Source organism: Sphingomonas sp. SP1 (assembly GCF_058313395.1).
Map to the genome: position 1 here is coordinate 291,259 of NZ_JBZFLC010000001.1, position 11,901 is coordinate 303,159.

An 11,901-nucleotide genomic window follows, 5' to 3' on the forward strand; every position below is an offset into this window, starting at 1 on the left:
AGGGAATTGTTCCTTCGTTTCATCCTGCGACTCAACCGGTTCAACCGCGGTTGGGTTGCGCTTGCGTTGAGGGTCCGTATCTCGGCTTTCACAAGTTAACGACAGCGATGAAGCCGGGCGTCGAGCCGGCTTCAGACCCAGACGGACAAGGGACCGACCGCGAGCGCGCCGACAGATCGGCGCCAACGAGTATCTCGCGCGTCCGGCCTTGGCCGCAAAGTGTGAAAGACTAGATGACCCGATTTTTCGGTGCCGGCGGTGCGTCGGCTATTGCTGCTGCCTGCATTCTTGCGATCGGCGCCTCCAGCGGCGCCAGCGCGCAGGTTTCCACCATCAATGCAACTCCGGTCGCGGCCGGTACTGCCAGCGCCAGCGTCGCCCTCCCCCGGCCCACGCCGGCGGTTGTGACGGTCGCGCCGCGGCCAGCAGCGCAGCCAGTGGCAGCGATTTCCCAGCCGGTGAGCCACACCGCCCTGTGGCCGTTGGTTTGGGCCAACATGACGGGCGCGGCGCTTAACGAAGAAGAAAACTGCATCGCGACCGCCGTTTATTTCGAGGCGCGGGGCGAGGGCTTTGACGGCCAGCTGGCGGTTGCCGAGGTGGTGATGAACCGGGCATACTCGGGCCGCTATCCGTCGAGCTATTGCGCGGTGGTGAAGCAACCGTGGCAGTTCAGCTTCGTGCGGGCGGGCCAGTTTCCGCGGGTCAATACGGCCAGTCCGTCGTGGGCTTATGCCCAGGCCATCACCCGCATCGCCAAGCAACGGCTGGCCGACACGCTTCCCGATGACGTGCTGTGGTACCATGCCGATTATGTTGCGCCCGTCTGGGGCCGCCGCTTGAGCCGGGTCGAGAAAATCGGCGCGCACATCTTCTATCGCGCTTAACCTGTTTACCCGGCGGCGGTCGACGGCATGACGCCACTCGGCTCGCCGCCCGCCGGATTCCACTGGTCGATAATCTCGTAACGCGGGGATTCGCAGAACGGTTCGGTTGCGCAACCTTATCCACAGGCCACGGCCAGCCCTGGGGAGGGAAGCGTCATGCTGAAGATCATGATTGTGGAGGACGACCGGCAACTCGCCTCCACCCTGAAATATCTGGTTGAGGACAACCCGCGTTACCGGGTTGTCGGCACGGCCGAGGATTTTGCCGGCGCCTTGTCGGTTGCCGACGCCGAGCAGCCTGACCTTGCCTTGATCGACCTCCATCTGGCGCGCGGTTCGACCGGCTTCTCGGTCGCCGCCCGGCTGAACGACGCCGGCATTCCCTGCCTGTTCGTCAGCGGAAAAGCACCACCCTTCTCAATGCCGGACCTGGCGCTTGGTTGTCTGCTCAAGCCTTTCACCGGCGAGGACGTCCACCGCACGATCGCCATGGCCGAAGACATGATGCGCGGGCGGGAAACCTTGCGGCCGCGCATGCCGGCCAATTTCACGCTCTATGAAACGCCGGACGACGAGGCCGAGCATTCTCACACTCAGGACGTGATCGTGCCTGCGCGCCGGTCCTTGTCGCGGCGTCTGGGGCAATGGATCACCGGGATGGCGCACTAAGCCGAGACACTATCGGCCGGAGCCAAAGGGTTAGTGGCTCGTTAACCCGATGATGTCCGGTCGCTTCACCACTCTGATCTCCAAGCCGCTCCGCCCCGCGGCGATGCTGGCTGCGCTGTTGTTGACAGTGCCTGCTGCAGCCATGCCACGGGCTATCAATGCGTCCAGCCTCGCCCCTGCCTATGCGGTGGACCGCTTCGCCACGGCGCGCGGTGAGCGCCCGCTGTGGCTGCGCGACGGCGCCGACGGCCCTGCTGTCCGTCGTCTGCTGGCAACGCTGCGACAGGCGCCGCTCGACGGCTTTGCCCAAGGTCCGCAATTGGCGAACGCAGCGCACACGGCTGCCGAGCGCGCCGCGACCGGCGAGCCCGCTGCCGTGCGGGAGGCGGAGCGTCTGCTGTCGTCGGCCTGGGTGCTCTACGTCCAGGCGCTGCATTGGCCCAGCGCGGGAATGATCTACGCCGATCCGGCGCTTGCACCACGCATCCCCACCCCTGCGGCAATACTCTCCGAGCTAGCATCGGCTCCGTCCCTCGACGAGCATATCGAGCGGATCGCCGCAGTGAATCCGATCTATTCCCAGCTGCGCGCGGCTGCGTCGACCACCACCGACGCCGCGCTCAAGGTGAAAATCCTTGCCAATGCCGACCGCGCGCGCGCGCTTCCAGGCCGCGGCCGGTTCGTGCTGGTCGATCTCGCCAGTCAGCGACTGTGGATGATGGAGGGCGAACGGGCCGTCGGCACCATGCGCGTCGTGGTCGGCAAAGCCGAGATGCCCACGCCGCTGATCGCCGGCACGATCAGCCATGCGACGCTCAACCCTTATTGGAACGTGCCCGTCGACCTGGTCCGCCGCAACATTGCGCCTGCCGTGTTGCGCGGCGGCGAATCCTACCTTCGCGCCAAGGGCTATGAAGCGCTGTCCGGTTGGGATGCGAATGCCGCGGTTCTCGATGCCTCGGCGACCGACTGGAAAGCGGTTGCCGATGGCCGGACCGAGCTTCGCCTTCGCCAGCGCCCCGGCGCCGGCAACATGATGGGCGCGATGAAGTTCGCTTTTCCCAACCGGCACGGGATCTATCTGCACGACACCCCGGACAAGGAGCTGTTCAAGCTTGGCACCCGCACTGCAAGCTCGGGCTGCGTCCGGCTGGAGGATGCCGCTACGCTTGGTCGATGGCTGCTGGGCCGCGAGCCGGTCGCGGCAGGCTCCGCGCCGGAGCAGCAGGTCGCCCTGCCCCAGCCGGTGCCAGTCTATATCACCTACCTCACGGTGCGACCCGAGGGCGGGGAATTGACGATGGCCGACGACATCTATGGCTTGGACCGGGCAAGCGCGACGCGGTTGGCAGCTTGGTAAGTCGAGCGGTCCGACACACTCGCCGCCCAGCGACCTGGATTTGCGGCATTTGTCGTGAACTTAAAGGGGGCAAGTCAGCCGTCGAACCGCGCCGATCGGCCAGCTAATTCTTGGGTTCAGCGCCTGAAGATGGATGCCCGACGTGGATTCGAACCACGATTGACGGAGTCAGAGTCCGTAGTCTTACCATTAGACGATCGGGCAGCTTGGGCTTGCGGGCTGCCAACTAGGTTGACCCGCCACCCCTGTCAACTTGCAGCCGGAGCCAACTTCCGGTTAAACCGCCGCCAAGTCAGCCGTTTTCCCGACTCAAGCCGGGCAGCGGTGAAGATAAGATTGGGCGATGCAAGATGGCGCAGTTTGCCGCCAGCGCGCCGCTTGGCCACGTCGGCCAGCAAGCGGCCACCGACGAGACAGGCTGTCGCGGATCCAGTCGCCACACCTATGCGGCCATCGATCTTGGCACCAACAACTGCCGGCTGCTGGTCGCTCGTCCCACCGAAGGCGGCTTCACCGTGGTCGACGCCTTTTCCCGGATCGTTCGCCTTGGCGAGGGGCTGGCGACCAGCGGTCGCCTGAGTCAGGACGCGATGGATCGGGCGGTCGACGCCCTCGGCATTTGTGCCGACAAGCTCAAGCGTCGGCGCGTTAGTCTCGCCCGGTCGGTAGCGACCGAGGCCTGTCGCCGCGCCGCCAATGGCCGGGATTTCATCGATCGGGTGCGGCATGAAACCGGCGTGGTCCTGGAGATCATTCCGCCGCAGGAAGAGGCGCGGCTGGCGGTATTGGGCTGTCACAAACTGCTCGGCCCGGGCGATGGACCTGCGTTGATCTTCGACATCGGCGGCGGTTCGACCGAATTGGTGCTGGTTGAACCGGGCGGGGACGACGAACCGCCGCGGATCAAGGCCTGGTGGAGCGCGCCGTGGGGAGTCGTGTCCCTCACCGAAAGCGAAGGCCGTGAAGCGATCGAGGGACCCGACCGCGTTGCCGCTTTCGGTCGCATGCGCGAACGGGCGCGCCATGCCTTTGCGAGGTTCGCCGAGCTGCTGCCGGCAGACAAGACCAACATCCGGCTGCTGGGAACTTCTGGCACCGTCACGACCCTCGCCTCGGTCCATCTGGCCCTGCCAAGTTACGACCGTCGCGCGGTGGACGGACTTCATGTCCCGATCGGCGCCATGCGCGACATCAGCACCGCGATTGCCGAGATGGAGTTCGCCGACCGCGCCTCCCTGCCCTGCATCGGGCCGGAGCGGGCCGATCTCGTCGTCGCCGGCTGTGCCATCCTGGAGGCGATCATCGACATCTGGCCGGCCGAACAACTGGGGGTCGCCGACCGCGGCATCCGAGAAGGCATCCTGCGCAGCCTGATGGCGCGCGACGGCTACGTCCTTTGAAGCGCATCAAGACCGCCAAGGGGCGCAAGGTCGGGTCCACCAAGTGGCTCGAGCGGCAGTTGAACGACCCTTATGTCAAGCGCGCCAAGGCGGAAGGCTATCGCAGCCGAGCCGCCTACAAGCTCCTCGAGCTGGATGAAAAGTTCGGGCTGCTGAAGGGCGTCAGGACGGTCGTGGACCTCGGCATCGCACCCGGCGGATGGAGTCAGGTGGTGCGCAGGCGGGTGCCGGCGGCAGCGGTTGCTGGCATCGACCTGCTGCCGACCGATCCCATCGACGGGGTCACCATTCTGCAAATGGACTTCAACGACGATGAGGCGGAGGCCAGGCTGAAGGATGCGCTGGGCGGGCCGGCAGACCTCGTCCTGTCCGACATGGCCGCGAACACGGTCGGGCACCCGCAGACCGACCATCTCCGCACCATGGCGCTCGTCGAATTAGGCCTGGAGTTCGCGGTCGATGTGCTGAAGCCGGGTGGCGCTTATGTCGCCAAGGTGCTGGCCGGGGGCACCGACAATCAACTGCTGGCACAGCTCAAGCAGCACTTCACGACGGTCAAGCATGCCAAGCCGCCCGCCAGCCGCAAAGGCTCCAGCGAATGGTATGTCGTGGCGCAGGGCTTCAAGGGCCGCGCCGAGCCGCAGGACTGAGCCGAGGTTCGCGTCGATCTCAGCTGCGCGCCAGCCAGTCCTCCATCATCTGCGCAAGGCTCTGGAACGCGATGTCGTAGATATCCTCGGCCTCGAGCCCATCATTCTCCCAATTCTGGTTGCTCGAAATGATACGGCCCGTTTCCAGATCATAATGATAATCCAGATGCTCGGTGGCGAGCGGGATGAAGCTGGCCGGATAGACGACGGTGCCGCAATAGTCCGGCCCGCGTCGGCGAAAGTCCTCGCAAGAGCGTCCGATGAGTTGCACGGGGTTGAGACCCGTGAAGCCAGGACCGAACCCCCCGTCCGCAATCGTGTAGAGCCGCTTGATATCCTCCGGAATGGGACGGCCGACAACTTGCTCGAGCGCCTGCCAGTCGCCCGCCGCCGAGGGAGGCGGCTGGAGCGGTTTGGCCCCCGCCGGCTCGGATGACGATCGAACATAGGCTTCGGTCTCGATGAAGCTTTGGGTTTTTGGCGGGACCTGCCCCCAGGCGCGCATCTGCGCCTCCATAGCGAGCCGGGCGGTGTCGCGGCTCGCACGCCACTCGTCCATGTGGCGCTCAATATCTTCGCTCGACATCGGCTCACCGCTGGCCTCGGCAGACCGGAGAAGATTTCGCCGGGTCCATGCCTCTTCGCGCTGCTCGATTTCCTCGACCGGCAGTTCCACCCGTGCTTCGTCGTCCGCGGCCATCAGGTAGCGGCGCGAGGGATCCTGCGCCCGTGCAGCAATTCTTTGCAGGAGTTCGTCGGTCAGGTCAGCCATGGTCCCGGGCTAATGCCGAGACCTTAACAAGAGCCGAAAGAGGCAAGCCCACTCGTTCTGGAGCTTAGCCCTTGGCTGCCCGCGCGTCCGCGATCGCCTGCTTCAAGGCTTCATAGCCGACGGCGCCGTTCAGCACCTTGTTGCCGACGATGAACAGCGGGGTACCGTTCGCGCCAAGCTCACCCGCGATCTGGAAATTGCGGCGCAGTTCGGCGTCGATCTCCGCACTGCTCGGGATCGCCTGCGGAATCCCGGCGGCCGCCGCGGCCTTGGCCAGCGTGTCCGGCGAGGGACGACCGGCGGCATAGAGCGCGTCGTGGAACTGGATGAACCGCCCGGCCTTGCTCGCGGTCAGCGACATCCTGGCCGCTGCCTCGCTATTCTGCCCAAGGATGGGGAACTCGCGGTACACCACGCGCAGGCCCGGATCCTCCTTCACCAAGCGGTCGAGAACCGGCAGGCTCGCCTTGCAGTAACCGCAGGCATAGTCGTAGAATTCGACCAGGGTCACATCCGGGTTGGCCGATCCTTCCCACGATGAACCGAACGGCGTTTCCAGCGCGGCGCGGCGCGCCCGCAGCGCCGGTTCGAACTGCTTCTCGCGCAAGGCGTCGGCAGTCTCCACCAGGATTTCCGGATTGCGGTTCATGGCCTCGCGCACGAAGCGATCCGTGATGCCGAGCCGGGCGGCGCCGACCAGAATAATCAGCGTCAGCACAACCCCGATCACACCCCCGAGGATCGCCGTGCCCAAGGACGATCCGCTTTTCCCCTCGCTCACTTGTTCTTCTTGTCCTTCTTGACTTCTTCGCGCGAGACCATGGCGATATCCTGCGCGCGAAGATAGTCCGGCGTTCCCGCCGGGATGCCGCGCATGGCGGTCTCGGCGCTGACCAGCGCAAGCTTGGGATTGCCTTGGAGGTTGAAGCGTTCGGCAGTGGCCAGGGCCGCGCGGGCGATATCTCCCTTGCGGTCGTAGATCACACCCAGCTGATACCAGGCGAACGGATTGTCGTTGTCGCGGTTGACCGCGGCCTTCAACACCTTTTCCGCCTCAGGGAAGTTGGCGCGGCTTTCGGTCGCGATCAGCGCATGGCCCAGCATGGCAGCAATCATCGGCATGTCAGGCGCGGCCGCGACGGCGCGCCGCAGCGGCTCGATCGCATCCTGCGGGCGCCCGGATTCGAGCAGCACCTGCCCCTTCAGCTCCAGGAAATACGGGTCGTTCGGCGCCGTCGCGAGCAAGGCGTCGGCCTCCCCCAGCGCGCGGTCGCGATAGGCCTGCCGGTGGTAGGCATAGGCCCGCGCATAATGCGCGGGCACCGACTTGTCGCTTTCCGGATAGCGCGCCAGCACCATCTGCGGGTCGGAGATGTAGCCGACGAGCTTGGCCCGGACCCGCTGGTAGCGCGCTTCCAGCTTCGGGTCGGTCGGCCGGTTCCATGCGGGATCGCGCTCATAGGATTGGCGCAGCGCATTGATGCGCTCGGACGACAGCGGGTGGGTGCGGTCGTAGCTGTCGGTCGCATAAACGGCGAGACGGAATTCCTGATTCTGCAGCTTCTTGAAGAAGTCGAGGCTGCCGCGCCCGCTCATGCCCGCCTTACTGAGATACGCCGCCCCGGCTTGGTCGGCGGTGTTTTCCTGGGCGCGCGTGAAGGACAGGAAGCTGCTCTGCGCCGCGGCCTGCCCCAGCGCCATTGCACCCATCGCGGCCTCGCCCGCCCCCGCCGCCATCGCCAGTCCTCCCAGCACCAGACTCAGGATCTGGATCATGCCGGCCTTCTTCACGCCGTCGTACATGCGGATCGAATGGCCGCCGGCGACGTGCCCAAGCTCGTGCGCGATCACGCCCTGCAGCTGGTTGGCGTTATCCGCTGCCACCAGCAGGCCGGTATGGATGTAGACCACCTGTCCCTGGGCCACGAAGGCGTTGATTTCATTGTCGTTGACCAGCACGACCTTGACCGTTTTGGGATCGAGCTGGGCGGCCTCGATCAGCGGCTTCGACAGGTCGTTGAACAGCTGCTCGGTTTCGCTGTCGCGCAGGAGCGACTGGGCAGCGGCAGGCTGGGCGGCAGCGGTGGCAAGCGCCAGCGCGAGCATCAGCCAGCGGACAAGGTTGGTCACGCGTCGCATGTCGACGCTCTCTCCGCCCCGGGCTGAACGGGAGGTGAAAATCCGCTGCACCTCCCCGTGAACCGTGTCCACAGGGAGGTGCGGCGAATCCTTAGCCGAACGTGCGCTGCCACCATCCGCGGCGCGGCGAAGCGCCGGGTTCGGCCGTATCGTTGCTGGCTTCCGGCGAAGTCTCCGACGCCACGGTTTCCGCGTCGGCCGGGGCCTCCACCGCCTCAGCGTCCTCGACCGGCGCTTGCTCGACCGGCTCGGCCTTGGGCTTGCGCGCCCGGGTCCGACGCTTGGGCTTTTCGACCGGAGTTTCGGCGGCAGCGGTGTCGTCGGCCGTCACTTCCGGCGCGGGCTGCTCGGCTGGAGCCGCTTCGGCCACGGGCTGCTCGGCCGCATCGGCCTGCGCCTTGCGCGAGCGGGGACGGCGGCGAGCCTTCGGCTTCTCCTCGCCGGCCTCGGGCTGAGGCTCGGGCACGGCCGCCACCGTTTCGGGCGACGGATCTTCCGATGGCACCGGCTCCTTCATCGGCGCCTCGTCCGGAGACGGAAGCTCGGCCGGCTCGTCCGAAACCTCGCGCTCGCCGTCCAACCGTTCGCGCTCGCCGCGCCGGCGACGACCACCGCGGCGGCCACGGCGCCCGCGGCGGCTGTCCTCGTCCGATCCGTCCTCGATCGCCTCGGGCTGCTCCGACTCCTCCGGCCGATCGACTTGCTCGGACTGCTCGGACTGCTCGGACTGTTCGCCCAGCTCCTCGTCGCGACGGCTGCGGCCTCGTCCACCGCGACGGCGACGGCGGCGGCGGCGACCGTTGCGCTCTTCGCCTTCGCCGTGGCCTTCGGGGCCGACGCCATCTTCCCGCTCGCCGGTTTCCGCCTCGAACTCCTCGTCGTCCTCGAACTCCTCGATCTCGTCGATCTCGGGTTCATGCTCGACCGGTTGCGCGGCTGCGAGCGGACGCGGCGGAGCCACCGGGCGCGGGCCGGAGCTCTCTACGCTCATCCGTGCACCTTCGAAGCTTTCGTCGACCAGCACCTCGACCATTACGCCGTAGCGCGCCTCAAGGTCGGCGAGCTCGGCCCGCTTCTTGTTGAGGACATAGATCGCCGCCTCGCGACCGGCGCGCAGGCAGACCCGCTCGCCCCGGCCCCGAGCCGCTTCGTCCTCCAGCATGCGCAAGGCCTGGAGGCCCGCCGACGAGGCGGTGCGCATAAGGCCCGTGCCCTCACAATGCGGGCAAGCCTTGGTGGAGGCTTCCAGCACGCCCGTGCGCAAGCGCTGACGGCTCATCTCCATCAGCCCGAAGCCCGAGATGCGGCCGACCTGAATGCGGGCGCGATCGTTCTTCAGCGCCTCCTTCATGGCCTTCTCGACCTTACGAACATGGCCGTTCTGTTCCATGTCGATGAAGTCGATCACGACCAGGCCCGCCATGTCGCGCAGGCGCAGCTGACGAGCGATCTCGTGGGTCGCTTCCATGTTGGTCGCGAACGCGGTCTGTTCGATGTTGTGCTCGCGGGTCGAACGCCCGGAATTGATGTCGATGGATACCAGCGCTTCGGTCGGATTGATGACCAGGTAACCGCCACTCTTCAGCTGGACCACCGGCTGGTACATCGCGCCAAGCTGATCCTCGACGCCATAGCGTTGGAACAGCGGCGTCGATTCCGTGTGCTGCTGCACCCGGCGGACGTGGCTTGGCATCAGCAGCTTCATGAAGCCGCGCGCAGCCTTGTAGCCGTCCTCACCCTCGACCAGCACCTCGTCGATCTCGCGATGATAAAGGTCGCGGATGGCGCGCTTCACCAGGTCGCTATCGCGGTAGATGAGTGCCGGAGCGCTGGAGCTCAGCGTGTTTTCGCGCACTTCGTCCCACAGCCGGGCGAGATAATCGAAGTCGCGCTTGATCTCCGTCTTGGTCCGCTGCAGCCCGGCGGTGCGCACGATCAGGCCCATGCTGCTCGGCAGCTTCAGTTCGGCCATGATCGACTTCAGCCGCTTGCGGTCCGCGCCGTTGGAGATCTTCCGGCTGATCCCGCCCCCGTGCGAGGTGTTGGGCATCAGCACGCAGTAACGGCCGGCGAGGCTCAGGTATGTGGTCAGCGCCGCACCCTTGTTGCCGCGCTCTTCCTTGACGACCTGGACCAGCAGCACCTGCCGGCGATGGATTACGTCCTGGATCTTGTAGCGCCGGCGCAGGTTCTGGCGCTTGCGGCGCAGCTCCTCCGCGGCCTCGTCGGCGGCACGGCGGCGCGAGCGGGCGCTGTTTCGGTCGCCGGACCCTTCCTCTGGTTGCGTCTCGTCGAAGTCTTCCCCGTCGTCGTCGCCGTTGCCCATCTCCTCGGGGCGGTCGTCGGTACCGTCATCCTCGTGATGGCCGTCGATCGGTTCCAGGTCGTCGGCCTCGGCGCGCAGACGCTCCTCTTCGGCGGCGTGCTCCGCCTCCTCACGCAGCAGGGCCTGACGGTCCTCCAGCGGAATCTGGTAATAGTCCGGGTGGATTTCGCTGAAGGCCAGGAAGCCGTGGCGATTGCCGCCATAATCGACGAACGCCGCCTGCAGCGACGGTTCGACCCTGGTGACCTTGGCGAGATAGATGTTGCCTTTGAGCTGCTTGTGCTCGGCGGATTCGAAATCGAATTCCTCGATCCGGTTACCCTTGGCGACCGCGACCCGGGTTTCTTCCGGGTGGCGCGCGTCGATCAGCATGCGCATGGTCATGAAATTGTCTCCGGGCGCGCGCGGCGGGCGGGCCCAAGCGGCGCGCGCGTGCTCTGTCCAGCGCGGGCGCGGATGGACCGCGGGCGCCGGGAAGGATGATGATGGAATGTGCCTCTGCTGCCTGCTGCCCCCCGGGAATTGCCGGGAGAGACGCACCGTCGTGCTCTGTAAGGAGCGCGAAGCGGGCGATCTTTGGCGTCATGCAGCGTCAACCTGAAAACAACCGGAAACCACAAAAAGAGTTGGTCCCGGCAAAGCCCGGACGAGAAATCCGCCGGACAGAGCGGGCCTAGCATTGTCCTTTCACCGCCGCAACCAGCGCGCCGCGTCCTTAGGGAAGCGCGCCGTCCCACCGCCGAACAGGCCGCTTCAAGCGCGCGCCGAACTGGCCTAAGCTCGTCGCCATGCCGGGCTGGTGGGGAACGCGAACGGGACAGCTATCACTGGCGGGCGCGGCATTGCTGCTGTGCCTGTCGGTCATTGTCGTTCTTTCCAACCCGTCGGGTGCCCGCTCAGGCGCTGACCGTGGGGTGCTGGGCGAGGCGCGGACCGGGGCAATGACGGTCGGCCTGCCCGAAAGCCTGGCCAATGTTCGAGTGACGGAAGCCCGCGTCCCCGGTCGACCGCTGGTCGTGATCGACCCTGGCCACGGCGGCCGCGATCCTGGCGCAAGCGGCGCGTCGGGCACCATCAAGGAAGCGCAACTGACCCTGCTCGTCGCCCGCGAGCTGCGCGCCCGGCTCGCCACCCGGGGCCGAGTGCGGGTTGCGCTGACCCGTGACGGCGACCAGACGCTCGAACTGGGGCAGCGGGCGGAGATCGCCCGCCGCCTGGGCGCCGACCTGTTCATCTCGCTCCACGCCGACAGCGGCAGCACCCCTTCGGCTCGCGGAGCGACAGTCTATTCCGTGTCAGACGTTGCCTCGGACGTCGATGCCGCGCGAATGGCGGCAGCGCAGGGCGGTTCGGCGGTCTCGACATCGCCGGATGCCAGCGTGCGCGGATTGCTGGCCGACCTTGCCGCACGCGACGCCATGGCGGGGTCGGCCGATTTCGCCGTGCGGCTTTTGCGGAGCGCCGGCCGCCACCTGGAACTTCGGCCCGAGCCGCATCGCTTCGCCGCTTTCCGGGTGCTGCGTCAGTCCGGGGCGCCGGCCGTGCTGTTCGAGATGGGCTACCTCACCAATGCCGAGGATGAAGCCATGTTGCGCGATCCAGCGCAGCGCCGCCGCATCGTCGAAGCGCTGACGCAGGCGATCGAAACGGAAACGGCGCTTACTCGCCGCTAATCGTCTGAAGGCAAACGTAGTTTCA

General features: G+C 66.4%; 10 protein-coding genes and 1 tRNA gene. 6 read left to right on the forward strand and 5 right to left on the reverse strand.

What is annotated here, in order from left to right:
* Positions 1-233: 233 nt before the first annotated feature.
* The 3 genes from AC4GYS_RS01560 to AC4GYS_RS01570 all read left to right on the forward strand — a co-directional run bounded on the left by AC4GYS_RS01560 (position 234) and on the right by AC4GYS_RS01570 (position 2,916).
* Positions 234-887, forward strand: coding sequence for a cell wall hydrolase (locus AC4GYS_RS01560; protein ID WP_491107357.1), 654 nt, complete (start codon positions 234-236; stop codon positions 885-887).
* 156 nt (positions 888-1,043) lie between these two features.
* Positions 1,044-1,556: a response regulator gene (locus AC4GYS_RS01565; RefSeq protein WP_491107358.1), complete on the forward strand. Its 513-nt coding sequence runs from the start codon at positions 1,044-1,046 to the stop codon at positions 1,554-1,556.
* 142 nt (positions 1,557-1,698) lie between these two features.
* Positions 1,699-2,916 (forward strand): L,D-transpeptidase family protein, encoded by a 1,218-nt coding sequence (locus AC4GYS_RS01570; protein WP_491107359.1) that lies wholly within the window; start codon positions 1,699-1,701, stop codon positions 2,914-2,916.
* A 130-nt stretch (positions 2,917-3,046) separates the two neighbouring features.
* On the opposite strand, the gene AC4GYS_RS01575 is transcribed toward AC4GYS_RS01570, so the two are convergent.
* Positions 3,047-3,120, reverse strand: a tRNA-Gln gene (locus AC4GYS_RS01575).
* 146 nt (positions 3,121-3,266) lie between these two features.
* Here AC4GYS_RS01575 and AC4GYS_RS01580 point away from each other — a divergent pair.
* Together AC4GYS_RS01580 and AC4GYS_RS01585 are read left to right on the forward strand one after the other, a co-directional pair.
* A complete protein-coding gene (locus AC4GYS_RS01580) occupies positions 3,267-4,316 on the forward strand; it encodes a Ppx/GppA phosphatase family protein (RefSeq protein ID WP_491107360.1) in 1,050 nt (349 codons plus the stop codon).
* Positions 4,313-4,966 carry an RlmE family RNA methyltransferase gene (locus tag AC4GYS_RS01585; RefSeq protein WP_491107361.1) on the forward strand — a complete coding sequence of 218 codons (654 nt, stop codon included), beginning with the start codon at positions 4,313-4,315 and terminating at the stop codon, positions 4,964-4,966. Before AC4GYS_RS01580 ends, AC4GYS_RS01585 begins: the two co-directional genes overlap by 4 nt.
* Positions 4,967-4,985: 19 nt before the next feature.
* On the opposite strand, the gene AC4GYS_RS01590 is transcribed toward AC4GYS_RS01585, so the two are convergent.
* From AC4GYS_RS01590 to AC4GYS_RS01605, 4 genes are all read right to left on the reverse strand, one after another.
* Positions 4,986-5,738: an SMI1/KNR4 family protein gene (locus tag AC4GYS_RS01590; RefSeq protein ID WP_491107362.1), complete on the reverse strand. Its 753-nt coding sequence runs from the start codon at positions 5,736-5,738 to the stop codon at positions 4,986-4,988.
* Positions 5,739-5,802: 64 nt separating this feature from the next.
* Positions 5,803-6,519, reverse strand: coding sequence for a DsbA family protein (locus tag AC4GYS_RS01595; RefSeq protein ID WP_491107363.1), 717 nt, complete (start codon positions 6,517-6,519; stop codon positions 5,803-5,805).
* Complete coding sequence (locus AC4GYS_RS01600) at positions 6,516-7,877, reverse strand: M48 family metalloprotease (RefSeq protein WP_491107364.1); 1,362 nt, start codon at positions 7,875-7,877, stop codon at positions 6,516-6,518. The genes AC4GYS_RS01595 and AC4GYS_RS01600 overlap by 4 nt, the downstream gene beginning before the upstream one ends.
* 91 nt (positions 7,878-7,968) lie before the next feature.
* Complete coding sequence (locus tag AC4GYS_RS01605) at positions 7,969-10,587, reverse strand: Rne/Rng family ribonuclease (protein ID WP_491107365.1); 2,619 nt, start codon at positions 10,585-10,587, stop codon at positions 7,969-7,971.
* A gap of 404 nt (positions 10,588-10,991) precedes the next feature.
* Here AC4GYS_RS01605 and AC4GYS_RS01610 point away from each other — a divergent pair, with 404 nt between their 5' ends.
* Positions 10,992-11,876, forward strand: coding sequence for an N-acetylmuramoyl-L-alanine amidase family protein (locus AC4GYS_RS01610; RefSeq protein WP_491107366.1), 885 nt, complete (start codon positions 10,992-10,994; stop codon positions 11,874-11,876).
* Positions 11,877-11,901: the final 25 nt, after the last annotated feature.

Excerpts from the sequence above, each read along its gene's own strand:
- AC4GYS_RS01570 (WP_491107359.1), top strand. The coding sequence starts at position 1,699 with ATGCCACGGGCTATCAATGCGTCCAGCCTCGCCCCTGCCTATGCGGTG.
- AC4GYS_RS01590 (WP_491107362.1), bottom strand. The coding sequence starts at position 5,738 with ATGGCTGACCTGACCGACGAACTCCTGCAAAGAATTGCTGCACGGGCG.
- AC4GYS_RS01605 (WP_491107365.1), bottom strand. The coding sequence starts at position 10,587 with ATGACCATGCGCATGCTGATCGACGCGCGCCACCCGGAAGAAACCCGG.
- AC4GYS_RS01580 (WP_491107360.1), top strand. The coding sequence starts at position 3,267 with ATGGCGCAGTTTGCCGCCAGCGCGCCGCTTGGCCACGTCGGCCAGCAA.
- AC4GYS_RS01565 (WP_491107358.1), top strand. The coding sequence starts at position 1,044 with ATGCTGAAGATCATGATTGTGGAGGACGACCGGCAACTCGCCTCCACC.
- AC4GYS_RS01600 (WP_491107364.1), bottom strand. The coding sequence starts at position 7,877 with ATGCGACGCGTGACCAACCTTGTCCGCTGGCTGATGCTCGCGCTGGCG.
- AC4GYS_RS01610 (WP_491107366.1), top strand. The coding sequence starts at position 10,992 with ATGCCGGGCTGGTGGGGAACGCGAACGGGACAGCTATCACTGGCGGGC.
- AC4GYS_RS01560 (WP_491107357.1), top strand. The coding sequence starts at position 234 with ATGACCCGATTTTTCGGTGCCGGCGGTGCGTCGGCTATTGCTGCTGCC.